General features: G+C 67.4%; 24 protein-coding genes. 15 read left to right on the top strand and 9 right to left on the bottom strand.

Annotated features, from left to right (window positions below; genetic code table 11):
* From L810_RS27900 to L810_RS27920, 5 genes are all read left to right on the top strand, one after another.
* The coding region (locus tag L810_RS27900; RefSeq protein WP_042976481.1) for a MotA/TolQ/ExbB proton channel family protein at nt 1-327 on the top strand (327 nt) is incomplete at its 5' end.
* Complete coding sequence (locus L810_RS27905) at nt 327-737, top strand: ExbD/TolR family protein (RefSeq protein ID WP_009694203.1); 411 nt, start codon at nt 327-329, stop codon at nt 735-737. The genes L810_RS27900 and L810_RS27905, both read left to right, overlap by 1 nt.
* A gap of 34 nt (nt 738-771) precedes the next feature.
* On the top strand, nt 772-1,848 hold the full coding sequence (locus L810_RS27910) for an ABC transporter substrate-binding protein (protein WP_021161650.1): 1,077 nt from the start codon (nt 772-774) through the stop codon (nt 1,846-1,848).
* Entirely contained in the window at nt 1,845-3,062 is a 1,218-nt protein-coding gene (locus tag L810_RS27915) for an MFS transporter (protein ID WP_021161651.1), read from the top strand. The genes L810_RS27910 and L810_RS27915 overlap by 4 nt, the downstream gene beginning before the upstream one ends.
* A gap of 212 nt (nt 3,063-3,274) precedes the next feature.
* Nucleotides 3,275-5,587 carry a TonB-dependent receptor gene (locus L810_RS27920; protein WP_021161652.1) on the top strand — a complete coding sequence of 771 codons (2,313 nt, stop codon included), beginning with the start codon at nt 3,275-3,277 and terminating at the stop codon, nt 5,585-5,587.
* A 73-nt stretch (nt 5,588-5,660) separates the two neighbouring features.
* Here the strand turns inward: L810_RS27920 and L810_RS27925 are convergent, their stop codons facing one another.
* Complete coding sequence (locus L810_RS27925; protein ID WP_021161653.1) at nt 5,661-6,620, bottom strand: LysR substrate-binding domain-containing protein; 960 nt, start codon at nt 6,618-6,620, stop codon at nt 5,661-5,663.
* 184 nt (nt 6,621-6,804) lie between these two features.
* On the opposite strand from L810_RS27925, the gene L810_RS27930 reads away from it, so the two are divergent.
* Genes L810_RS27930 through L810_RS27940 form a run of 3 tightly spaced genes read left to right on the top strand, consistent with a single transcriptional unit; the run spans nt 6,805 to nt 10,022 of the window.
* Entirely contained in the window at nt 6,805-7,938 is a 1,134-nt protein-coding gene (locus tag L810_RS27930; protein WP_155630092.1) for a M20 aminoacylase family protein, read from the top strand.
* A gap of 50 nt (nt 7,939-7,988) precedes the next feature.
* Entirely contained in the window at nt 7,989-8,786 is a 798-nt protein-coding gene (locus tag L810_RS27935) for an ABC transporter substrate-binding protein (protein ID WP_021161655.1), read from the top strand.
* Between the two features lie 51 nt (nt 8,787-8,837).
* A complete protein-coding gene (locus tag L810_RS27940) occupies nt 8,838-10,022 on the top strand; it encodes a porin (RefSeq protein WP_021161656.1) in 1,185 nt (394 codons plus the stop codon).
* Nucleotides 10,023-10,071: 49 nt separating this feature from the next.
* Here L810_RS27940 and L810_RS27945 read toward each other — a convergent pair whose 3' ends face one another.
* Nucleotides 10,072-11,091: a zinc-dependent alcohol dehydrogenase family protein gene (locus tag L810_RS27945; RefSeq protein ID WP_021161657.1), complete on the bottom strand. Its 1,020-nt coding sequence runs from the start codon at nt 11,089-11,091 to the stop codon at nt 10,072-10,074.
* A 127-nt stretch (nt 11,092-11,218) separates the two neighbouring features.
* On the opposite strand from L810_RS27945, the gene L810_RS27950 reads away from it, so the two are divergent.
* Nucleotides 11,219-12,130, top strand: coding sequence for a LysR family transcriptional regulator (locus L810_RS27950; protein ID WP_021161658.1), 912 nt, complete (start codon nt 11,219-11,221; stop codon nt 12,128-12,130).
* Nucleotides 12,131-12,166: 36 nt separating this feature from the next.
* Here the strand turns inward: L810_RS27950 and csgH are convergent, their stop codons facing one another.
* From csgH to L810_RS44150, 6 genes are all read right to left on the bottom strand, one after another.
* A complete protein-coding gene (gene csgH, locus L810_RS27955) occupies nt 12,167-12,487 on the bottom strand; it encodes a curli-like amyloid fiber formation chaperone CsgH (protein ID WP_021161659.1) in 321 nt (106 codons plus the stop codon).
* Nucleotides 12,488-12,558: 71 nt separating this feature from the next.
* On the bottom strand, nt 12,559-13,935 hold the full coding sequence (locus tag L810_RS27960; RefSeq protein ID WP_021161660.1) for a beta strand repeat-containing protein: 1,377 nt from the start codon (nt 13,933-13,935) through the stop codon (nt 12,559-12,561).
* A gap of 129 nt (nt 13,936-14,064) precedes the next feature.
* Nucleotides 14,065-14,607: a Minor curlin subunit CsgB gene (locus L810_RS27965; RefSeq protein ID WP_021161661.1), complete on the bottom strand. Its 543-nt coding sequence runs from the start codon at nt 14,605-14,607 to the stop codon at nt 14,065-14,067.
* Between the two features lie 29 nt (nt 14,608-14,636).
* Nucleotides 14,637-15,536 carry a CsgG/HfaB family protein gene (locus tag L810_RS27970; protein ID WP_042976486.1) on the bottom strand — a complete coding sequence of 300 codons (900 nt, stop codon included), beginning with the start codon at nt 15,534-15,536 and terminating at the stop codon, nt 14,637-14,639.
* 64 nt (nt 15,537-15,600) lie between these two features.
* Nucleotides 15,601-16,023, bottom strand: coding sequence for a curli assembly protein CsgF (locus L810_RS27975; RefSeq protein ID WP_225723295.1), 423 nt, complete (start codon nt 16,021-16,023; stop codon nt 15,601-15,603).
* A 46-nt stretch (nt 16,024-16,069) separates the two neighbouring features.
* Nucleotides 16,070-16,675, bottom strand: coding sequence for a CsgE family curli-type amyloid fiber assembly protein (locus L810_RS44150; protein ID WP_081065080.1), 606 nt, complete (start codon nt 16,673-16,675; stop codon nt 16,070-16,072).
* Nucleotides 16,676-17,135: 460 nt separating this feature from the next.
* Here L810_RS44150 and L810_RS27985 point away from each other — a divergent pair, with 460 nt between their 5' ends.
* From L810_RS27985 to L810_RS28010, 6 genes are all read left to right on the top strand, one after another.
* The gene (locus L810_RS27985) at nt 17,136-17,855 is read left to right on the top strand and encodes an SDR family oxidoreductase (RefSeq protein ID WP_021161665.1); all 720 of its coding nucleotides are present in this window, start codon (nt 17,136-17,138) and stop codon (nt 17,853-17,855) included.
* A 217-nt stretch (nt 17,856-18,072) separates the two neighbouring features.
* Nucleotides 18,073-20,031, top strand: coding sequence for an arylsulfatase (locus L810_RS27990; RefSeq protein WP_042976489.1), 1,959 nt, complete (start codon nt 18,073-18,075; stop codon nt 20,029-20,031).
* 15 nt (nt 20,032-20,046) lie between these two features.
* Complete coding sequence (locus L810_RS27995; protein ID WP_021161668.1) at nt 20,047-21,096, top strand: formylglycine-generating enzyme family protein; 1,050 nt, start codon at nt 20,047-20,049, stop codon at nt 21,094-21,096.
* The gene (locus L810_RS28000; RefSeq protein ID WP_021161669.1) at nt 21,093-21,929 is read left to right on the top strand and encodes a MetQ/NlpA family lipoprotein; all 837 of its coding nucleotides are present in this window, start codon (nt 21,093-21,095) and stop codon (nt 21,927-21,929) included. Before L810_RS27995 ends, L810_RS28000 begins: the two co-directional genes overlap by 4 nt.
* Entirely contained in the window at nt 21,923-22,909 is a 987-nt protein-coding gene (locus L810_RS28005) for a YkgJ family cysteine cluster protein (protein ID WP_021161670.1), read from the top strand. Before L810_RS28000 ends, L810_RS28005 begins: the two co-directional genes overlap by 7 nt.
* Nucleotides 22,910-22,974: 65 nt before the next feature.
* Nucleotides 22,975-23,301 (top strand): antibiotic biosynthesis monooxygenase family protein, encoded by a 327-nt coding sequence (locus tag L810_RS28010; protein ID WP_021161671.1) that lies wholly within the window; start codon nt 22,975-22,977, stop codon nt 23,299-23,301.
* A gap of 182 nt (nt 23,302-23,483) precedes the next feature.
* Here the strand turns inward: L810_RS28010 and L810_RS28015 are convergent, their stop codons facing one another.
* Entirely contained in the window at nt 23,484-24,416 is a 933-nt protein-coding gene (locus tag L810_RS28015; RefSeq protein ID WP_021161672.1) for a LysR family transcriptional regulator, read from the bottom strand.
* Nucleotides 24,417-24,463 lie beyond the last annotated feature (47 nt).

A 24,463-nucleotide genomic window follows, 5' to 3' on the forward strand; every position in this document is an offset into this window, starting at 1 on the left:
GCGCCGTTCGTCGGCCTGTTCGGCACCGTGTTCGGCATCATCCACGCGCTGACCGCGATCACGCACAGTGCGTCGGCGAGCATCGATGTGGTCGCCGGGCCGATCGGCGAGGCGCTGGTCGCGACCGGGATCGGCATCGCGGTCGCGGTGCCGGCCGTGCTTGCGTACAACTTCTTCGTGCGCCGCGTGAAGGCCGCGTCGGCCGATCTCGATGCGTTCGCAACCGATTTCGTCACGCTCGCACAGAAGGCCGGTTTCCGCGTGCCGGCCGCCGCCACCGCGCCCGCACGCCGTGCCGACGGCGCTCGTCAGGAGGCGTTCGCATAATGGCCTTCTCGTCCTCTTCCGACAACGACGACGTGCTCAGTGAAATCAACATCACGCCGCTCGTCGACGTGATGCTCGTGCTGCTCGTCGCGTTCATCGTCACGGCGCCGCTGCTCAACAACGCGGTGCACGTGAACCTGCCGAACACCGTCGCCACGGCGCCGGCCGACCGCAAGCCGAACGTCACCGTGAGCGTCGACGACAAGGGCGTCGTGTATCTCGACAAGCGCGCGGTCGCGCTCGCCGCGGTGCCGGCCGAGCTCGCCGCGCTGAAGGCCGGCCGGCCCGACGTCGCGCTCGACCTGCAGGCCGACGAGCACGTGCCGTACGGCACCGTCGCGAAGCTGATGGCCGCGATCGAGCATGCGGGCATCACGCGGCTGTCGGTGCTCACCGCGCCGCGCGGCTGATGCGCGGTTCACGACTCCTTTTCCGAACGCATCCATGAGCATCACGGCTTCCCATCACGTCCAGTCGATCTGGTACACGCGCTGTCCGGTGCCGACGCCGCTCGGCATCGCCGCGCATCTCGGCTGGCTCGACAGCGAGTTCGCCGGCGACGGCATCACCGTCCGCGCGCTGCAGGAGAACCAGCACGCGGCGCTGCATCGCGCGCACGTCGATCATTCGCTCGACAACACGTTCCGGCAGGGCGGCAGCATTCCCGCGCTGTGGGCACGCGCCTCCGGCGCCGATACCCGGGTGGTCGCGCTGACCTGGGTCGACGAGGCGCAGGCGATCGTCGCGTTGCCGGAAACCGGCCTGAAGCGGCCAAGGGACCTGCGCGGGCGCCGCATCGGGCTGCCGCGCCGCGACGGCGAACGTATCGACATCTTCCGCGCGGCGGCGCTGCGCGGCTTCGTCAGCGCGCTGTCGCTCGACGGGCTCGGCCCCGCCGACGTCGAATGGGTCGACGTGCCCGCGTCGAACCTGCGCGCGCCCGTGTCGACGCCGCTGACGCGCGACGCGGCATTCAGCCATCCGTCGAGCCTGTCCAGCCGGCGCCTTTATGCGGCCGAAGCGGCCGCGCTCGTGCGCGGCGAGGTCGATGCGATCTACGTGAAGGGTTCGCTCGGGCTCGAGACCGCACACCTGATCGGCGCGCAGCCGGTCGTCGACATCGGCTTTCATCCCGATCCGCAGATCCGCATCAACAACGGCTCGCCTCGGCCGCTGACCGTCAATGCGTCGACGCTCGAACGCCATCCCGACATCGTTCGCCGCTTCCTCGCGCGCGTGACCGACGTCGAAGGCTGGGCGCGCGAGCACGAGCAGGAAGTGCTCGGCTATCTCGGCCGCGAGACGGGATCGGGCCATGACTGGCTGCGGCTCGCGTACGGCACCGACGTGCACCGGCGGCTGCGCACGGATCTCGACGAAGCGTCGATTGCCGCGCTCGACGATTTCAAGCGCTTCCTCGTCGAATGGCGGTTCCTGCCTGCGGATTTCGACGTGCGCGCGTGGATCGACCGGCGCGCGCTCGACGGCATCGCACCGTTGTCTCGCGACGCCGCGCGGTGAGCGCGCCGGCACGCGTCGCCGACGCATGGCGGCGCGAGCGCTTCACCGGCGGCTTCATGCTGCTGGCGCTCGCGAGCGGCACGACGATCAGCATGGCGCAGCTCGCGACGATGCTGTATGCGCTCGCGCTCGGCGTCGACAGCGCGCGGCTCGGCATCATCGCCGCGATGGAGCCGCTCGGCATCGCGCTGATGACGCTGCCGGCCGGGCTGCTCGTCGCACGCTACGGCGCGCGGCGCGTGTACTTCGCCGCGAGCATGGGGCCGATGCTGCTCAACCTCGTCGTGCCGTATACCGGCGCATGGCCGCTGATCGCGCTCACGCAAGTGCTGATCGGGCTGTGCATCCCGTTCCGGATCGTGTCCATCAACGGCGTGTTTCTCGCGCGTCTCGCGCAGATCGGCCTCGCGCGCGCCGGCTGGTACCGCGCGGCGATGTCGGTCGGAACCGGCATGGTCGGGCCGTGGCTCGCGAGCTGGCTGATCGGCGCGCATGGCGCGGTCGCGACGTTCTGCGCGGCGTCGGCGAGCTTCGCGGGCATGGCGCTGTTCAGCCGGACGCTGCTCGGCGACGCCGAGGCCGCGCCGCGCGGCGCCCGACCGGAAACCGGCGGCCTGCGCGCATTGCTGGCGCTCGCATGGAATCACGACGTGCGCGAGCAACTCGTGCTGGAGGCCGTGAACAGTGCGACGCGTTCGCTTGCCGGCGCGTATACGGTCGTGCTCGCGATCCAGTCGCTCGGGTTGTCCCAGGCGCACGCCGTCGCGCTGCTGACGTTGCAGGGCGTGGTCTCGGTGATCGCACTGTTCGGGCTCGGCCATGCCGCGCAGCGGCTGGGCGCCCGCCGTTGCCACGGGCTCAGCCTGGCCGGCGCCGTGGCCGGCCTGCTCGCGCTCGGGCTCGCCCGTGACGCGTGGATCGTCGGCGCGGGGCTCGCCGTGCTGTGCGCCGGTTCGTCGCTGCTGCATCTCGTCAACATGCAGCGCCTCGGCCGTCACCCGGCGGACAAGAGCCAGGTGTCGAGCCTCTACAACCTCGCGTCGATGACGGGCGCGTTCTGCGGCCCGCTGGCCGGCAGTGCGCTCGTGCCGGCCGTCGGGTTGCAGGCCGTGTTTCTGTGCTGGCTGCCCGTCGTCGTGCTGGTGGCGTGCGCGTTGCGCGTCGCACATGCGAGGCGCGATGCGTCGCAGCCCGTGACTGCAAAGCTCTCCTGACGACCGTCGGAGCGCGTGTCGCGCGATCCGGCAGTGTTGCGTGACAAGCAGTTTGCTTCCGTTCACAGATGCGCATGCAGCAACGCGCACACCGCATACCTGCCGGAAGCCCGATACGACGGGCCTCTCGAGGCTGGCATCCGAATTGCAACAGGGAACCCGTGCGTCGCGCACGCACGTGCGTTCAACCGATCAAACAGGATGACTCATCGATGTTCAGGAAAAAACTAATCGTCACCGCGCTGGGGGGACTGCTGACGGGCGGAGCCGTATCGTTGCCCGCGTGGGCGGAAGAGGGTGCGGTGACGGCGGCACCGGACGCGAAGCCGGCACAACCGGGCACGGACGATGCCGCCGCGGCTGCACCGACGGCGGCCCGTGCGACCCGCGGCACGGCCATCCGCGAAACGAACCTCGGCACGGTCACCGTGACCGCGCGCCGGCGCAAGGAGAGCATCCAGGACGTGCCGGTCGCGGTGAGCGCGCTGAGCGGCGACGCGATCAGGAATAACGAGCTGCGCGTGGTCAACGACGTGACGAAGTACGTGCCGAACTTTACCGGGCAATCGACCGAGGGCCGCGAGCGGCCGCGCTGGTTCCTGCGCGGCGTCGGCAGCAACGATCCGTCGGACCTGTCGCTGAGCCCGATCGGCGTGTACTTCGACGACGTGTACATCAACAGCGTGTTCGGGCAGGGCTTCCCGCTGTTCGACCTCGATCGCATCGAAGTGCTGCGCGGCCCGCAAGGCACGCTGTGGGGCAAGAACACGGTCGGCGGCGCGCTCAGCATCACGTCGCAGAAGCCGACCTTCGACGTGAGCGGCTACGGCAAGATCGGGCTCGGCCAGTACAACAGCCGGCTCGCGGAGGCCGCGATCGGCGGGCCGATCGGCAAGAACGACGTGCTGGCCGCGCGCGTGTCGGTGTATCACGAGAACGCCGACAGCTTCTACACGAATACGGTTCAGCAAGGGCGCTTCGGCGGCTTCCACGACAACGCGGTGCGCTTCCAGGTGCTCGCCGTGCCCACGTCGGACACCAACTTCCTGTTCAACATCCACGGCCGCAACTACACGGGCGGCGGCAATGCGTGGCACGCGCAAGGCGCGGGGCCGGGCGGTGCGAACCAGTTCGGCTTCGTCGGCTCGAGCGATCCGTACACGGTGTCGCTCAACGCGCCGTCGAGCGATCACATCTCGACCTGGGGCACGTCGCTCACCGCGCACTGGCGCATCAACCCGGCGGTCACGCTCACGTCGATCACCGCGTTCGAAGGGCTGCACCGCTGGTATCAGGACGACGAGGATTATTCGGCGTTCGACGCCGCACGCTCGCACGACCGCCTGTCGAGCCGCCAGTTCTCGCAGGAATTCCGGCTCGAATCGCCGCAGACCGACCGGCTGAGCTGGCTCGTCGGCACGCACCTGTTCACCGAGCAGCTGGCCGAGCAGGGCGCCGGCGGCGGCTTGCCGGGTTCGCCGTCACCCGCGTTCTACCACCTGACCGACCTCACGCAGCACACGCAGAGCGCGGCGATCTTCGGCAGCGTGAAGTACCGGTTTACCGACCGCTTCAACGTGACGGGCGGGCTGCGTTACACGATCGAGCGCAAGAACATCAACCTGACCGGGCTGCAGGGCACCGGCAACGTGACGTTCGGCAATCCGGGCAGCTGGTGGGAGCCGTCGTCGGTGTCGTCGCCGCTGGCGGTCAGCGCGCGGCAGAACCAGACGAACACGTGGCGCGCGCCGACCTGGGACCTCACGCCCGAATACGCGCTCAGCAACAACGTGCGTGCGTACTTCCGCTATGCGCGCGGCTTCCGTTCGGGCGGCTACAACGGCAACGCGTATACGCAGAGCACGGTGTCGACCGTGTCGCCGGAGTACCTGACCGACTATGAAGTCGGCATCAAGAGCGAGTGGTTCGACAAGCGGCTGATCGTCAACGCGAGCGTGTTCCACTACGACTATCGCGACATCCAGGTGTTCGCGCTCGCGCCGAACCCGTTCGGCGGCCCGCCGGTGTCGACGCTGTCGAATGCGGGGCAGGGGCGCGCGGACGGCTTCGAACTGGAGCTGAAGGCACAGCCGGTCAACAGCCTCTACCTGTTCGCGAACCTCGGGATGCTGAACACGCGCTACACGGAGTTCCGCTACGTGCCGACCGCCGTCGGCAACTCGTTCGCGCGCTCGCCGCATACGACGATCAATGCGGGCTTCGACTATCGCGTACCGGTGTCGTTCGGCACGCTGACGGCCGGCGGTGACGTGAACTACCGCAGCCGCGAATACTTCAGCGCGACCCGGCAGACGATGCCGCAGCTCTGGCAGGGCGGCTACACGGTGCTGAACGCGCACGTTTCCTACACGACGCCGAACCAGAAGTACATCGTGACGGGTTACGTGACGAACCTGACCAACAAGGTCTACAAGAAGCTCGAGCTGCTGCCGTCGTATGGCGCGTATCCGGTGCTGTACGGCGATCCGCGCACGGTCGGGATCACACTGACCGCGAAAATCTGACGGGCGGGACGGGCACGGGCACGGCCACGCCGCGCATGCGGCGACGCGGCGGCCCGCCCGTGTTCGCCGCGCGTCAGACCAGCAGCGACAGCGTCCTGAACAGCGCGAGATCCGCCTTGCGTGCCGACCGCGCATGGCGGCGGATCACGTGCAGCAGGCACTCGATGAAGCAGCGCGCCGCGTCGCTCAGCGTGCTGCTGCGCCGCGTGACGATCCCGAGGTCGCGCGGCTCGAAAGTCTCCTTCAGCTGCAACGCGCGCATCCGTTCGCCGAACGGCGGCACCGCGGCGAGAATCGTCGGGCACCACGTGCACATGTCGGCCTGTTCGAGCATCGTCTGCAGCATCGCCGCCGACTGCGCGCGGACGATGCGCCGTTCGTCGATGTCGGCACCGTGGCGCGTGAACAGGTAGTCGACGAGCGCGGCCTGCCCGTCGGCCGCGAAATTCAGCACCCAGTCGTTCTCGAGCAGGTCATGGATCGATCGCGCGTGTTCGCGCGGATGGCCGGCGCGCACCATCACCGATGTCTCGTAGCGCAGCATCGGCTCGAACGCGAATTCCTGCGTGCCGCCCGGTTGCACGTGCCCGAGCGCGAAATCCATGCTGCCGTCACGCAACAGCGGCTGCGCGACGGCCATCAGCGCCTCGTAGAGTTCGAGGCGCACGTCGGGCATCCGCTCGCGAAAGCGCAGCACCGTTTCCGCCAGGAACGTCTTCGTGAGCCACGGCGTCACGCCGATGCTCAGCCGGCCCTCGATGCGGCCGCGCATGCGTTCGAGATCGCTCTGCGCATGTTCGAGCTGCTTCAGCACGAGCTTCGCGTGCGTGAGCAGCGTCTTGCCGTATTCCGTGAAACCGATCCCCTCCGGCGCGCGCACGAGCAGCGGCAGGCGCTCACCTGCCTCCAGTTCGCGCAGCGCGCGCGTGACGGCCGCCTGCGACAGCCCGAGCGTGCGCGCCGCGCCGCGGATGCTCCCGGCCTCCGCGCTCGCGACGAGCGCCTGAAGCTGATGCAGCCTGATCGTACCCATGGCGTGATACCCGACAACGAAAGGTTGTCATCATAACGAAACCGCGGCTGTTCGCCGGGATTTTCGCTGCCTACGATGCGGCCACGATCGGTCATTCGGGCGATCGGCAACCGGTGTACATCGAGGAGAATCGGGGTTGAACCACACACCAATCCAGCCGGAATTGGCGGCCATCGAGACGGAGATGATCGCGCTGCGCCGACGGCTGCACGCGCATCCGGAGCTCGGATTCGAGGAACATGCGACGAGCGACCTCGTGGCCGGCCTCCTGACAACGTGGGGTTATCGGGTGACGCGCGGGCTCGGCGGCACGGGCGTGGTCGGCACGTTGACGCGAGGCACCGGGAAGCGGCTCGGGCTGCGCGCCGACATGGACGCGCTGCCGATCCGCGAGGCGACCGGGTTGCCGCATGCGAGCCGGTGCGACGGCGTGATGCACGCATGCGGCCACGATGGCCATACGGCGATGCTGCTGGCGGCGGCGCGGTGCCTGGCCGAGCGCACCCGCTTCACGGGCACGCTGAACCTGATCTTCCAGCCGGCCGAGGAAGGGCTCGGCGGCGCGAAGCGGATGATCGACGACGGGCTGTTCGAGCAGTTTCCGTGCGATGCGGTGTTCGCGATGCACAACGTGCCGGGCCTGCCGGCCGGCGTGCTCGGCTTTTGCGACGGCCCGGCGATGGCATCGGCCGACGAGGTGCGCGTGCGCGTGACCGGGCGCGGCGGGCATGGCGCGGCGCCGCATACGACGATCGACCCGGTGGTCATCTGCGCGTCGATCGTGATGGCGCTGCAGACCGTCGTGTCGCGCAACGTGAACCCGCAGGACCTGGCGATCGTGACGGCCGGCTCGATCCATGCGGGCACCGCGTCGAACGTGATCCCGCCGCACGCGGATCTGGCGCTGAGCGTGCGCGCACTGTCGCCGGACGTGCGCGCGCTGCTCGAACGGCGCATTTGCGAGATCGTGCACGGGCAGGCCGCGAGCTACGGCGCGACGGCCGAGATCGATTACCGCCACGACTATCCGGTGCTCGTCAATCACGCGGCGGAAACCGCCTTTGCGCGCGACGTCGCCCGCGAATGGGGCGGTGACGGCGCGCTGATCCCCCATCTGCGGCCGATCGCGGCAAGCGAGGACTTCGCGTTCATGCTGAACGCTTGTCCCGGCAGCTACCTGTCGATCGGCAACGGCGAAGGCAATGGCGAAGGCAGCGCCGGATGCGGGCTGCACCATCCCGGCTACGACTTCAACGACACGTGCCTCGCCACCGGCGCGAGCTACTGGATTGCGTTGGCGGAGCGTTATCTGGCGTGACGCAACCGCATGATCTTGACTGACGATTCACACGAGGAAGGAGACTGGCAATGAAGCAGTGGAAGCAATGGAAACGGGTGGCGGCGCTCGCGGCGGCGCTGGCGGCGGGGGCGGCGCATGCGGGTGACTGGGCGGGCAGGGAGATTCGCCTCGCGGTCGATCCGACTTACCCGCCGCTCGAGTACAAGCTGCCCGACGGCACGCTGACGGGCTTCGGGATCGACATCACGAATGCGTTGTCTGCGGAGCTGCATGCGCGGTGCGTGTGGGTCGAATCGAGTTTCGACGGGATGATTCCGGGGCTGCTCGCGCGCAAGTTCGACGTCATCGCGTCGTCGATGACGATTACACCGAAGCGGCAGCAGCAGATCGCCTTCACGAACCGGATCTCGAATGCGCCGGCGCGCCTCGTCGCGCGCAAGGGTTCGCCGCTGCTGCCGACGGCTGGCGCGCTGAAGGGCAAGCGTGTGGGCGTCGAGCAGGGCTCCACGCAGGCCGACTATGCGATCGCGAACTGGCAGCCGGCCGGCGCGCAGATCGTGTCGTACCCGAACCAGGACCAGGTCTATGCCGATCTCGTGACGGGCCGGCTCGACGCGGCGTTCCAGGCATCGATCGCGGCGAGCGACGGTTTCCTGAAGAAGCCGCAGGGCAAGGATTTCGCGTTCGTCGGAGCGGCGATCGACGACGTGAAGTATTTCGGGCAGGGCGACGGGCTCGGGCTGCGCAAGCAGGACAACGACCTGCGCGACGCCTTCAACCGCGCGCTCGCGACGATCCTCGCGAATGGCACGTACCAGCGGATCAACCGGAAGTATTTCGACTTCGACATCTACGGCACGAAGTAAGCGGTGGCGCCATGCCTGGCGCGGTAACGACAAAACAAATAAGGATGACGGATGAACTGGAGACTGATTTTCGTCGCGATGCCGGCACTGTGCGCCGCGCCCGCGTTCGCACAAGGCAGCGTCACGCTGTACGGCCTCGTCGATGCGGGCATCGACTACACGAACAATGTCGGCGGCCATGGCGCGTGGCAGATGGCGAGCGGCTTCGCGCAGGGCAGCCGCTGGGGGCTGAAGGGCAGCGAGGACCTGGGGGGCGGCTACAGCGCGCTGTTCCAGGTCGAGAACGGCTTCAACGTGAACAGCGGCACGCTCGCGCAGGGCGGCCGCATGTTCGGGCGGCAGGCGTACGTCGGCCTCGGCAGCGCGCGTTTCGGCACGCTGACGCTCGGCCGGCAATACGATGCGGTGGTCGACTATCTCGCACCGACCACCGCGAACGGCAGTTGGGGCGTCTATCCGTTCTCGCATCCGCTCGACAACGACAACACCGGCAATACGTTTCGGGTCAACAACACGGTCAAGTATGCGAGCCCGGATTTCGCCGGGTTCTCGTTCGGCGGCACGTACAGCTTCAGTAACGACACGGGCTTTGCGAACAACCGGCAGTGGAGCGTCGGCGCGCAGTACGAGCAGGGCGGGTGGCTCGTCGGCGCGGCCTTCCTGAATGCGGACAACCCGGGTGCGACGCCGGGCGGCGCGATCGCGGGCTCGGGATCGGTCGGCGCCGATGCGAACTTCGCGTCGGCGCGGCTGCGGATCTTCGGTGCGGGCATCAACTACACGGCCGGGCCCGCGACGGTCGGGTTCGCGTACACGAACAGCAACGTCACGCGGCCCACCGCGAACGTCGGTTACCTGTTCGGCGACGAAACGATCGAGCCCGTGACCGGCGCGCTCGCAGGCGGCACGGTGACGTCGATCAAGTACCGGAACTTCGAAGTGAACGGCAAGTACCAGTTCACGCCCGCGCTGTTCGTCGGGGCGCAGTACGTGTACACGACGGTGCGCTACGACGCGACGACGGGCACCGCGAAGCCGAAGATCCATTCGCTCGGGCTGATGGGCGACTACACGCTGTCGAAGCGCACGGACGTATACCTGACGGGCGCCTGCCAGCGGATCGCGGGCGACGCGACGGGCTCGTCGCTCGACCAGGCCTATGTTCCCGGCGCGGCGGACCTGTCGTCGACCTCGAAGCAACTGATGATTCACGCGGGGATTCGTCACCGGTTCTGACGCCGGATGCGGCGGGCGAAGCCGCCCGCTGCCCGTCACCCCGATGCGCTTACCGCGCGACGCGGATCACGACCTTGCCGAAGTGCTGCCCCGACTGCAGGTACGCATACGCCTGCGGCGCTTCGTCGAAGCCGAACACGCGATCGACCACCGGCTTGATCCGCTTCGCGTCGACGAGGCGCACGACGTCGTCGAGCATCGCGCGGCTGCCGACCATGATCCCCTGCAGCCGCCGGATCCCGCCGATCAGCGACAGCAGCCCGAGCTCGGGGCCGCCGAAGCTGCTGAGGCCGCCGATCACCGACACGGTGCCGCCCATCTTCGTCGCGGCGACCGAGCGCGGCAGCGTATCCTTGCCGCCGACTTCGACGACCAGATCCGCACCCGCGCCGCCGGTGAGCCGCAGCACGTCGTGTTGCCATTCGGGCGTGGCGCGATAGTTGATGGTTGCGTCCGCACCGAGCGCGCGGGCGCGTTCGAGCTTCGCGTCGCTCGACGACGTGACGATGGTGCGCAGCCCCGCGGCATGCGCGAGCTGCAGCGCGACGATCGACACGCCGCCCGTGCCGAGCAGCACGACGGTCGCGCCGGGCCCCAGGCCGCCGTCGGCGAACAGCGCGTTCCATGCAGTGATGCCCGCGCACGACAGCGTCGCCGCCTCGTCGTAGTCCAGATGCGCGGGAATCGCGACCAGCGCCGCTTCGTCGGACACGAAGTGCTCGGCCAGCACGCCGTCGAAATGCGAGCCGGGCGATCCCGCGGTTTTCTGCGGCGTCGGCGGCCCTTCGATCCAGCTCGGGAAGTAGGTGTTGATCACGCGATCGCCGGGCTTGAAGCGCGTGACGTCGCGGCCCGTTTCGATGACTTCGCCGGCGCCGTCGGCAACCGGAATCAGCGCTTCGTTGCCGATGCCGAGATAGTCGCCGCGCGCGAACATCAGGTCGCGATAGTTCAGGCCGGCCGAATGGATCTTCACGACGACGTCGGTCGGCCCGACCGCGCGGCGTGTCGCGTCGATGCGCCGAAGCCCGGCCACACCGTCGCCCGGTTTCACTTGCCATGCGTGCATGTCGACTCCTTTTTCGAGATAGTGCGGACTATCATAGTGTTGCGCGCAGGGACGCATTGACGATAATTCGGCCGACGACTGTCGCCTGCATGGACACAAACGTGTTACCCAACCGGAGCGAAATGGCATGGACGAGCGGCTCAGAGGCGTTGCCGAATTTGTCGACGTGGTGGATTCGGGCAGCTTCGCGGCGGCCGCGCTGCGGCTCGGCGTCACGCGCTCGGCGGTCGCGAAGGTCGTCGCGCGGCTCGAACGCCGTCTCGGCACCCGGCTGCTGCAGCGCACGACACGCCAGCTCGGCCTGACCGACGAGGGGCTCGTCTATTACGAACAGTGCCGGCGGCTGCTCGCCGAACTCGGCGAGACGGAGGCCGCGCTCGACGCGGGCCAGCGCGAGCCGGCGGGGCGGTTGCGCGTCAGCGTGCCCGTGCTGTTCGGGCGGCAGTGCGTGGCGCCCCTCATGCGGCGCCTTGTGGAGCGCCATCCGCGGCTCGAAATCGACGTGTCGTTCAGCGATCGCGTGGCCGACCTCGTCAACGACGGCTTCGACATCGCGGTGCGCATCGGCGAGCTCGCCGATACGAGCGCGCTCGTCGGCCGCAAGCTCGGCGTGCAGCGCATGGGCATCTGCGCATCGCCCGCGTATCTCGAACGTCATGGCCGGCCGGCGGGGCTCGACGAACTCGCGTCGCACGTCGGCATCGCGTATTCGCGCGGCGGGCAGCCGACGCCGTGGCCGATAGTCGGCGCGAACGGCGCGGTGCACGACCATCGTCCGGCCGGGCGCCTGCGGCTCGACGACCTGCAGGCCATTGCGGATGCGGCCGCCGCCGGCGCGGGCCTCGCGTGGCTCCCCTGCTGGCTGATGGCGCCTTACCTGCGCGACGGCCGCCTCGCGCTCGTGCTGGACAGCAACAGCGTGTCGGGCGCCGAAGTGTTCGCGGTGCGGCCGGCATCGCGCCACGTGCCGTCGAAGGTGCGTGTCGTCATCGATGCGCCCGTCGACGAGATACCGAAGATGCTCGCGTCGGATGGGTGAGGCGTACGCGGTCGGCCATGCGGTCGCCGCAAGATCTCAACTCGACGCACCACGCGGATTGCAGTCCACCGAATACTCCGCATGCTCGCCGTTGACGTGCAGAACCAGCGTCGCCTTGCAGATATCGCTCGAATCGACGCTCAGCCGAAGTGTCGCGAGCGGCTGATCCTCGCCGCCCGCCAGCCGCGATTCGCCGGAGCGCGTCAGCGAGGCCGAACCCGCGCCGCCGGTGCGGGTGATGCGCAGGCTGTACGACACGTCGACCGGTGCGGCCGCGCGCACGTGCGGCACGATATTCACGCCGCCGGCGCTGGCGGCGACGTCGAAATAGGCGCTGAGATCGTGAATGCCAACCATGATCGTCCCCTGTCGAATGAAAAAAAGGCCGAACGGGCATCCGTCCGGCCTTTCCGTTACGCCGGCGGCGCTTAGTGCTGCTTGACCGAAACGGTGTTGTTGAAGCCGTTCTGGTTGATGCTCGCGTAGTTGGCGTTGCCTTGTTGCACCAGCGTGGCGTTGTTGTTGTAGCCGGTCTGCGTCACGTAGCCCAGGTTACCCGTGCCGGACACTTGCGACGCGTTGATGACGTTGAAGCCGCCGGCCTGCGAAAGGCTCAGCACGTCATCCGCACCCGTCTGCGACGCATTGGCGTAGTTGCCGATGTCGAGCGTCTGGTTCACCGTCGTCAGCGACCCCGATGCCGCCGATTGCGCCACGTACGCCTGGTTGTTCGCCGAGCTCTGCGCGATGGATGCCGTCGAGCCTGCCGAACTGGTTTGCGTGATCGTTGCCAGGTTGTTCGCGGCGGTTTGCGTGATGGTCGCGCTGTTGCCGAAGCCGAACTGCTGCGAGATCGCCGCGGTGTTCTGGGCGGCCGACTGGTTGATCGTCGCGGCGTCGCCGAACTCGAGCGTCTGGTTGACCGTGGCGTTGTTGCCGTCCGCCGTCTGCGTGATCGAGGTGGTATTGCTGCTCGCCAGGATCTGGTTGACCGTCGCGGTGCTGCCGGCCACGCCACCCGATTGCGAAATCGTCGTCAGGTTGGCGCCGCCGAACCACGAATTGACGTTGGCGGTTGCGGTGCCGCTCTGGGTCGTCGTGACATTGTCGCCACCTTCCGCGAACTGCGTCACGTTGGCGTTGGTCGCGCCGCCCGTTTGCGTGATCGACGTCGTGTTCGCGCCGCCCCAGGAGGTCTGGACAGACGCGGTGCCGTTGTTGCCGGTCTGCGTGATGCCGACGGTGTTGCCGATGGTGTCCGTCTGCGTCACGCTCGCGTTGTTGCCGACCGCCATCTGGCTCGGCGTGCCCTGGTTGATCGTCACGGTGTTCCAGCCGCCGCCCTGCTGCGAGATCGACGCGGTGTCGATGTAGCTGTACTGGTTGATCGTGTTGACGTCGTATTGCGGGCCGCCCGTGTACGCCGACGTCGTCTGCGTGATGGTCGCCGAGAAATCGCCGCCGCCGGATTGCGTCACGTAGTTCTTCTCGTGCGACGAGCCCGTTTGCGACACGTTCACGCTCGAGTACGGCTGCGCCCACCAGGAGTTCTGGTTGATCACGGTCGTATCGTCGGTACCGCCCTGGGTCGTCACGTTGGCGACGAAACCGTAGCGGGGATCGTTACCGGACGCCGACTGGGTAATCGCCACCGAATCCCCGGTCGTCGCCGTCTGTTCGACGGTTGCCGAGTTGTAGTTGCCGGTTTGTCCGATGTTCACGGTGTTGCCCGATGAATCGGCCTGTGCGGCGGCCGATGCGAGCATCAGCACGGCGATTGCGATTGCAGACTTGGTCACCTTCATTTGTTGCTCCTGATTCGAAAGAAAATTTGCCGGAAAAGTCGGTCTTTACCGGCACCCCCGCCATTCGAGGACGCTCTCACGCCTCACTCCTCTGCACTTCAAGCACAGCACCTGCGACCTGCGTAACCGTTACCGCGTCAGCACCGTGGCGCGCGCACCGTGGCCGGTCTGAATCACCTGGATGCCGGTGTTCGAGCCGCCTTGCACGATGTTCACCGCGTTGTTGCTGCCGTTCTGCGTGACGCGCGCCGACAGCGACGTGCCGACCTGCGTCGAATCGACCGAATTGCCGGCGCCGTTCTGCTGCACCTGCAACGTGTTGCCGTTGCCGCGCTGCGTCGCCTTCAACGTGTTGCCGAAGCCGGCCTGCGAAGCCGCGACCCAGTTCTGCGCACCGGTCTGCCGCGCGATGATCGAGTTGCCGTCGCCGGCCTGCCGGATCAGCGCACCGTTGTGGCCCGCCTGGTCCAGCGACGCGCCGTTGCCGCCGCCGTCCTGCCGGACCGCGACGATGTTGCCGCTGTAGTCGAATGCAGGTTCGGGCGGGCCGAGATCGCTGAGCGGCACGGGTGCGCCCGACGCGGCCTGCATGGCCGCCGCTGCCGCCACGGTCGCGAGCACCCGCCGCATCACGCGGGCACGCCCGTTCCGCTCACGCTGTCGATTCATCATGTTTTCTGCGCTGGCCGGCCTGATGCCGGTTAATGAGTGGACGCGCCCGGACGATCGATCTTCTGCGGGTCGTACGCGGTGTTGGCGTCCTCCATGTCCTGCGCGTATTGCCGGTCTTCCTGCAGATACCGCTGCATCGTCGGGTCGTACCAGTCCTGGTCGTTCTTCAGCGCCCAGGTCTGGTTCGCGACACCCTGGACGATCAGGTGCGTGAGCGCCGATTCGATCGCTTCGTTGACGCAGATCTGCGCGGGTTCGTTGCGGGTCAACCCGACTTCCGCCTGCAGCAGGTCCTTGAAGCCGACGAAGCGATAGACGCCCGTGTCGACCTGATACGAGTAGACGGTCTTGGTCGTCGAGACGCTGTTGAGCACCTGGCCCGTGCGGATGTCGATCGCGCGCAGGTTGACGGTGACCTGGTCGACCCGGTATTGCATCGATCCGCTGATGCCGAGGTAGGCGACACCGGCCCCGCCGGTCCGGACGTTCGTGTCGTAGCCGACGATGCCGCCTTCGAGCACGATGTTTGCCGGCATGAGCGGCGCCATCGCATCGTTCTGCGCCTTCTTCGCATCCGCGCCGTCGGTGGCGCGCATGATCTTGCGTTCGGTCAGGAGGTCCTGCAGGTTTTCGCGTTCCACCGGCGTGAACCAGCCGGAGTCGCGCATCGCCTTGACCAGGAACGACGCGCCGCCCTGCGTGACCTGCGACGAAAACGAGCTGTCCGGCGACGCCTTGTACTGCCCGGTCAGGTCGCGAAAGCCGTAGACGGCCGCGACGATCTTGCCCTTCGGCGGCGGGAGATGCGTGAGGTCGCGCGTGGTGCGCGTCGGCGGTGTCAGCGTGGCATTGCTCAGCGCGGGCATCGGCCGCGTGACGCAGCCGGCCAGCGACAGCAGCAGCGCTGCAATCGTTGCGATCCGTGTCATCCCCGTGTCGAAGCGTGCCCGTTCAGCGTTTTTTCTCATGATTCGCCCAGTCGTTTTTTTCGATTCATTGTCCGTTGCTGACGATGAAGGTCGACGTCGCGCCCGTCGTCTTGTCGGTGGTCGTCACTTGCAGGTTGCCGTTGCCGGCCGCACTCACGACGATCGTGAAATTGCCCGTGCTGATCGTTCCCGGCTTGAGGTCGCCGTTGGTGCCGACGATCGAGTTCGTCACCGAGCTGGCGACGCGCGACAGGATCGCCTGCTGCAACTGCGCATTGAACTGGTCGAGGGACGACGTGGAAGTCGGTGACGAGTACGCGGACAGCGACGGATCCGTGTGCTTGTTCTGCGCATTCGCCTCGTTGAGCAGGTTGGGGCCGTTTGCCGGGTTGCCGCCGAAGTTCGGGTTGTTCGGCTGATAAACCAGTGTCGACGACCATGTGCAAGGCGAAACCGCGGTCATCGCGACCAGGGCGATCAAGCTCAATCCGTTTCGATTCATTTTTCCTAACCCCTTGTTTTCGATTAATCGACTAAATCTCGTCTTTCGCCAGATCCGAATCGGGGAACAGCAAATTCGACAGATCGTCCTGAATGACGGTTTGAAAGGAAATATTGGCGGCGCTTTCGGCCACGGCCTTGACGTTGGCCCGCGCAATCGGCAGGAAGGTCTGGAATACGCGCTTCTGCTGGAACTCGACCCAGATCAGGCTGCCGTAACGCCCGGACGGGCGTTCGTGAATGGCGACCATGTAGCGCTCGCTCAGCGGGATTTCCGACCACGTCTGCGAGAAGTAGGTATAGAAATCGCGGCCGGCGAGCGTCACGGCATCGGTGGTCACCGTGCCGCCGAGCTGATCTTCCGGAAGGGCGTGGCGGGCGGCCGCCCGTGCGCCGGCCGCCGTGGCGCCCGCCGCCGGCTGCGCAACGGCCGGGCCCGCGCCGGGCGCGGGCTTCGGTGCGTCGAGGACCCGCTCGGCGTTCAGCAGCGTCGAAGGCGGCGCGATCGGATGTCCGCCGTTCGCCGCGGCGGAAGGCGGCGCGACGACGGTGTCCTGGGCCTGCGCGCGTGCCGTCGCGAACAGCGACAGGCACGTCACGGCCCCCCAGGCAAATCGCCTGCTTGCGCTCGATTCCATTTCCCCGACCCCGGATTCACTTGTACGAAATATGGCGGCGCCCGATTTTCGGGTTATTCGTTCCTGGTCGAACGCGGCACATGGTGGGGGGAGTCAGCAAGAGGCATGCCTGTCGCTGTTTCAAACGGAATTTATTTTAAAGTCGTTATTCGTCTAATTTTTCTGATGTGCATTTCATTCGCGTAAAACGTTTGCGGATGTGATATCTCATTAACAATCTTTCTTTTTCATTCGGCGTATTGCGATTAAATCAGACGATAAATCGTGCCAATCGTGATTTGGAAATTCCTTGCGCAGCTGATGCGCGGTAAACGTAACGTGTTGCTACGGACACGCTCGTAACGACACGACGTAACGTCCGTTACGCACGTAGAATCGTCCGACCAAAGCGCAGGTTCCGAGTCTCCACCCCGGCAACCTCTCTCCACGCTCTTCATGTGAACGGACTTCGGGAGCACGCATGTCATCTCGCACCTATCTCGTCACCGGCGCAACGCGCGGCATCGGCCTCGCGGTCAGTACCTTGCTCGCACGGCACGGTCATCACGTCATCGGCCTCGCGCGAAATGTGCAGGGCATCGACTTTCCCGGCGAATTGCGCGCGTGCGATCTCGCCGACATCGAACAGACGGCCGCAACGCTTGCCCGTATCGGCGAGCAGCACGTTGTCGACGGTATCGTGAACAACGCGGGCATCGTGATGCCGCAACCGCTCGGGCAGATCGATTTCCGGTCGCTGCAGACCGTGTTCGATCTCAACGTGCGGGCCGCGATCCAGGTCACGCAGCACTTTGCGGACGCGATGAAGGCGCGCGGCCACGGGCGCATCGTCAATATCTGCAGCCGGGCGATTTTCGGCAGTCTCGATCGCACCGCGTATTCCGCCGCGAAGAGCGCGCTCGTCGGCTGCACGCGCACGTGGGCGCTCGAACTGGCCGAGCATGGCGTGACCGTCAACGCGGTGGCGCCGGGGCCGATCGAGACGGAACTGTTCCGGCTGACGCGGCCCGTCGGCAGCGAAGCCGAACGCAAGGTGCTCGCGACGATTCCCGCGCGCCGGCTCGGCACGCCCGACGACGTGGCGGCCGCGATCGCGTTTTTCCTGTCGGACGAGGCCGGCTTCGTCACGGGGCAGGTGCTGGCCGTGGACGGCGGCGGTAGTCTCGGCGGACGCAGCTGAAGTACGACGCGCCGCCGCGCAGCCGAGCCGTCGCGCGCGGCCCGGCGGCGGCCGGCTTCGGCGCGCGGGGCGGGCGCATGCATACGCGCGTGCTGATGGCCGGTATTCGGTTTGCGCGCATATTCCGCCGCCCCGTTAGCATGTGACGAATCGGACTTTGGGGGCCGCGCGCGCGACGCTAAGATCGCCGATCCCGTAGATCGCGCGTTCCAGAACGATGAAAAAGTCCGCTTCGCCGTTGCATGCTGTTCGTTTCCGTGTCGTCTGCGCCGCGATTGCCGGCGCGTTGTCGCTCGCATCGTGCGGCGGCGTCGACAGCGATCCGCCGTCGTCATCGACGAACCCCGCGCCACCGCTGGCGGTGAAACGCCCGAACATCCTGTACATCATGGCCGACGATCTCGGCTATTCCGACATCCATGCATTCGGCGGCGAGATCAACACGCCGAACCTCGACGCGCTCGTCGCGTCGGGCCGCATCCTGTCGAACCATCACACGGGCACCGTCTGCGCGATCACGCGCGCGATGCTGGTGTCCGGCACCGATCACCATCTGGTCGGCGAAGGCACGATGGGGGTACCGACCGACGAACGGCGCGGGTTGCCCGGCTACGAGGGCTACCTGAACGATCGTGCGCTGTCGTTCGCACAACTATTGAAGGATGCCGGTTACCACACGTACATCGCGGGCAAGTGGCATATCGGTTCGGGGATCGTCGGCAGCGCGACGGGCAGCGGGCAGACGCCGGACCAGTGGGGCTTCGAGCGCAGCTACGTGCTGCTCGGCGGTGCGGCGACCAACCACTTCGCGCACGAGCCGGCCGGCTCGTCGAACTACACGGAAGACGGCCGTTACGTGCAGCCTGGCCAGCCCGGGCAGCCGGGCGGTGCGGGCGGCAGCCCGGCCGTGTTCTATTCGACCGATTTCTATACGCAGAAGCTGATCTCGTACATCGATTCGAACAAGCGCGACGGCAAGCCGTTCTTCGCGTACGCGGCGTATACATCGCCGCACTGGCCGCTGCAGGTGCCCGAACCATGGCTGCACAAGTACGCGGGCGTGTACGACGCCGGCTACGACGCGATCCGCAATGCGCGGATCGCACGGCAGAAGGCGCTCGGCCTGATCCCCGCCGACTTCAAGCCGTTCGACGGCCTGCCCGAAACGACGGCGGCGTCGCCCGCGACCGCGAACAACGGCACCGCGAATGCGAAATACGTCAGCGCGGTGCATTCGGCCGCCGACGGCTACAGCGACTACGGCCCCGGCAAGGTCGACAAGCTGTGGTCGAGCCTGTCGCCGGCCGAGCGCCGGGCGCAGGCACGCTACATGGAGATCTATGCGGGGATGGTCGAGAACCTCGACTACAACATCGGACTCCTGATCCAGCACCTGAAGGACATCGGCGAATACGACAACACGTTCATCATGTTCCAGTCGGACAACGGCGCGGAAGGCTGGCCGATCGACTCGGGCGCGGACCCGACGGCGACCGACACCGCGAACGGGCAGGATCCGGTCTACTCGACCCTCGGCACCGACAACGGCAAGCAGAACGCGCAGCGCCTGCAGTACGGGCTGCGCTGGGCCGAGGTGAGCGCGTCGCCGTTCCGGCTCACGAAGGGGTATTCGGCCGAAGGCGGCGTATCGACGCCGACGATCGTGCGCCTGCCGGGCCAGACGCAGCAGTTGCCGACGCTGCGCGCGTTCACGCACGTGACCGACAACACGGCGACGTTCCTCGCGATCGCGGGCGTTACGCCGCCTTCGCAGCCGGCGCCGCCGCTCGTCAACACGCTGACGGGCGTCGACCAGAACAAGGGCAAGGTGGTCTACAACAACCGCTACGTGTATCCGGTCACCGGCCAGTCGCTGCTGCCGGTGCTCACGGGGTCGGCGACGGGCGAGGTGCATACGACGCCGTTCGGCGACGAAGCCTACGGCCGCGCCTACCTGCGCAGCGCCGACGGCCGCTGGAAGGCACTGTGGACCGAACCGCCGCTCGGGCCGCTCGACGGACACTGGCAGCTTTACGACCTCGCGTCGGATCGCGGCGAGACGACCGACGTGTCGGCGCAGAACCCGTCGGTGATCGGCACGCTCGTCGACCAGTGGAAGACCTACATGAGCAACGTCGGCGGCGTCGAACCGCTGCGTCCGCGCGGCTACTACTGATACCGGGGCGACACGATGCGGTTCCGGTTCTGGACGATCGGCGCGGCGCTGGCCGCCACGTTGTTCGCCGCCGCGTTCGCGGCCGGTTATGCGAATCCCGTCGCGCCGGGGGGCGACGCATTCGACGACGCGAATCGCGGCCGCGCGCTCGCGCCGCTCGGCTCGGAGCGGCAGTGCGAGCGTTACTCGGGGCTGCCGGCAAAGTGGCGCGACGACCCGAAGGCCGGGATGGTGCACCTGCGCGGCGGCGCGTTCGTGTTCGGCAGCACGCGCGGCTATGCGGACGAGCGCCCGGTGGGCGACGGCCGCACGCGCGTCGGCGGCTTCTGGATCGACCAGACAGACGTGACGATCGCGCAGTTCGCCGCGTTCGTGCAGGCTACCGGCTACGTTACCGAGGCCGAGCAGCAGGGCGGGGCGGCCGTGTTCCATGTGCCGACGCGCGACGAGATGAACGCGCGTGACCTCGCGTGGTGGTCGTGGGTGAAGGGCGCGTCGTGGCGCCATCCGCGCGGGCCGGGCAGCGGCGTCGACGGGATCGGCAACCTGCCCGTCACGCTCGTCACGCAGCGCGATGCGCTCGCGTATGCGCGCTGGCTCGGCCGCGACTTGCCGACCGAGGCCGAATGGGAATACGCGGGCAAGGCGGGCCGCGACGACGCGTCGCTCGACGCGGCGCCGCGCGACGCGCAGGGCAAGCCGGCCGCGAACTACTGGCAGGGCGCGTTCCCGGTGCTCGACACGGCCGAGGACGGCCACGCGGGGCTCGCGCCCGTCGGCTGCTACGCGGCGAACGGGTTCCGGCTCTACGACATGATCGGCAATGCGTGGGAGTGGACGAAGGACGCCTATACGGGCCCGCACCAGTCGCATACCAACGGCGACACGGCGGCCGTCGCGCCGCCGACGCGTCGGCACGATACACCGATGGTCATCAAGGGCGGCTCGTTCCTGTGCTCGCGCGATTACTGCGTGCGCTATCGCGCGTCGTCGCGTGAACAGCAGGAAGCCGATCTCGGCGCGTCGCATATCGGGTTTCGCACGATTCTGAGGGATGCGTCATGAAGCGCGTCGTGCACTACCTGGGCGCGTGGCTGATGGTCGCGTGCGGGGGCGCTCATCCGGCCTTGTCCATTGCCGCTGAATCGACTGCTGCGACTGCACCGACTGCAGCGACTGCGGCGGCCGTCCGCGTCGGCGTGACGCGCGGCGTGCATGCGCAGATCCTCGACGAAGTGAAGCGGGTCGCCGCGTCACGAGGATTCGGCATCGACGTCGTCGAATTCGACGATGCGTCGCGCATCGACGCGGCGCTGGCCGATGGCCGGATCGACGCGGCCAGCTTTGAGGATGCGCAACAGCTTGCCGCGACGCGCGCGCAGAAACGCTACGCCCTGACCGGGATCGCGCCGACCGTCACGCTGCCGATGGCGCTTTATTCGCGCAAGCTCAAGAACCTGAACGAACTGCAACCCGGTGCGACGGTCGCGATTCCCGCCGATCCGCGCGGGATGGCGCGTGCGCTCGTGCTGCTGCAGAACGACACGCTGGTGACGCTGCGCGAGCAGGCCGGCCTGCATGCGACGCTGCGCGACGTGACCGGCAACCGGCTCGGGCTGAAGCTCGTCGCGCTGCGCCGCGAACGCCTTTACGCGGCGCTCGACAAGGCCGCGTTCGTTGCAATCGACAGCGACGATGCCGCGCGTGCCGGGCTGCAACCCGCGCGCGACAGCATCAGCCTCGAGGACGCGCGCTCGCCGTATGCGAACGTGCTGACGGTGCGCGATGCCGATCGCGCGAAGCCGTGGGTCACGCAACTCGTCGCCGCCTATCACTCGGACGACGTCGCGCGCTTCATTCTCACGCGCTACCAGGATTCGGTGCGACGGCCGTGGTAGACACCTACCTGCTCGCGTGCAACGCATGCGGACGCTGCTGCAACAGCGCGCCGACGCTGTCGTTGCGCGAACTGTTCCGGCATCGGCATCGCTTCGTCGGTGCGCTGACGATCGGTCGCGTGCCGAAGCGGCGGATCGGCGAGCGCTGGCGCGCGGGCGGCCGCGAGCACGCGTTCGATGCCGACGATGTCGCGGCTTTCGATGCGCTGGCCGGGCAGTTGTTTCACCGCACCGGCGGCGCGGGGAGCGAATGGATCGCGCTGACGCTGCAGGGCTACGACTATCCGTCGCTCGGCCGTTGCGCGGCACTGGCCGACGACGGCCGCTGCAGCGTGCATGCGGACAAGCCGTCGATCTGCGGCGCGGTGCCGCTCGATCCGATGCTGCCCGACCGGTTGCAGTCCCGAGTGCTGGCCGCGCGGCGCGACGATGCGGCGTGGCTTGGCGCGGACTGCGTTGTCGAAACGACGAGCACGCAATCTTCCGTCGCGGCTTCGTTCCCGATTCCGCTGGTGACGGCCGGCCAGGTCGCAGACCGCGCGGCGCTCGATGCATATCGCGATGCGCTCGTGTTCGAGCGCGCGGTGTGGCGCGACGCGGTGTTCGCATCGTTGACCGGCGGCGGGCAGGAGGGACATCGTGCGCTCTCGCGGCTTGCACCCGGCGGCTACCTGACCGTGTCGATCGTGCCCGTCCTGCTCGCCGTTGCGTCGGTATCCGCGCATTGCCGCACGCTGTGCATCGACTTCATCGACGCTCAGCGTGCATTGATCGCCGCGAACATCGACGCGGCACTCGCACGCCGGCATGCCGGCGACCGCCCCGCGACGCGCGAGTTGCGCGGCTTCGGCGAGGCGCTCGAACGTGCACGGCACGCGCTGGCCGCGATGCCGGCGCCCACGGCCGGCATGCGTGAAGACGCGCCGCGCATCGACGCGTGGCTCGCCGGCCATGCCGGTGCCGATCCGCTGTCCGCGTGACGATCGCGGCACGCTGCGCGTGCCTTACAATCGCCGCTCTTTCAATCGCTATCGCTGGAGCAGGCATGTACGCGTCGACCTTCATTTTCCGTGCCGGTCAATACGACGACGAGTTCCACCGGCTCGACCGGCAGATCGCCGACATGGCGCGCGCGACCCCCGGTTATCTCGGCGAGGAGACGTGGGAGAACGCCGAATCGGGGTTGATCCAGAACGTCTACTACTGGGAGTCGGAGGCGGCGCTGCAGCAGTTGATGCAGCATCCGGCGCATCGCGAGGCAAAGGCGAAGCAGGCGCGCTGGCTGGACGGCTATCGCGTCGTGATTTCGAAGGTGCTGCGCGAGTACGGCGACGGCAAGCTGATGCAGCCGCACGGAGGGTTATCCGCGTGAATAGCTGTCTGAATCATTTATTTCGCATTGCAGACAAGTAACGACGTGCCGCGCCTGGAAGCTCGCGCTTGAACGCGGATTTCCGTGGTATCGCGTGCAATCAATTCTTCATCAAGCATGGCCAAGGTGGCTGGGCTATACGCTCAGGAACCCGAAAAACACAGATTTGCGCGACCCACGCCTCAAAGCGCTTCAACCAACCGCCGCGTACTCTTCTCGCAATACTCATGACACGCGACCCGCGCCGCAATCGACGCGCCGTGCACGAACCTCGGCGCATCCGCCCGCCGCGACATCGACACGACGATCGACGGCGGTGACGGCTGCAGCGGCAGTTCGACGACTTCGCCGCTCTCGATCAGCGCATCGACGAACAGCACCGGAATCGCCGCGACGCCGAAACCGTCGCGCACGAGCTGAACGATCACGGAGATGGAAGGCGACCCGGTGATGCGCGTGTCCGACAGCGGCACGCCGTGCGCATGCGCAAGGGTACGGACGATATCCTCGAGCGCGCGGTGGGGCGCCGTACCGCGCCCATACGTGAGAATCGGCTGGCGCAGCACCTGCCTCGCGAGGCCCGAGCGCGTATTCGGCAGCAGCCCCGCCCGCGCGATCCAGCGCACCGGATAGTTCGCGAGCGCGTCGCACACGACCGACGCTTCGTCGCTGCCTTCCACGCGGATGATCAGGTCGAGCTCGCCGGCCATCAGCCGGCGCTGCAGCACGACGCTGACGTCGACGGTCAGGTCGATTTCCAGCTGCGGATAGTCGGCCGCCAGCCGCCGCATGTAGTGCGGCAGCCAGCTGTGCACGACGGTCTCGATCACGCCGAGCCGCAGCTTCCCGCGCAGCGCACTTTCGCCGGACGCGGCGGCCAGCAGTTCCTGCGTCGCCTCGACCACGGCTTTCGCGTAGCCGAGCAGGTATTCGCCGTTCGGCGTGAGCCGGAACTCGCGGCTGTCGCGGTCGACGAGTACCGTCTGCAATTCGTCCTCGAGCGCCTTCAGGCGCTGCGAGATCGCGGCCGGCGTCGCATGCAGCGCGGCGGCCGTCGTGCGGAAGTTGCGCAGCTTCGCGAGCGTGACGAAGGTTTCGAGAAAACGCGTGTTCATGGCGGTCGGACGGAGCGTGGATGCGCACTTTGCCGGTGAGGAAAAGT

The sequence above is a fragment of the Burkholderia sp. AU4i genome, from assembly GCF_000466765.1.
In the GTDB taxonomy this organism is placed as follows: domain Bacteria; phylum Pseudomonadota; class Gammaproteobacteria; order Burkholderiales; family Burkholderiaceae; genus Burkholderia; species Burkholderia cepacia.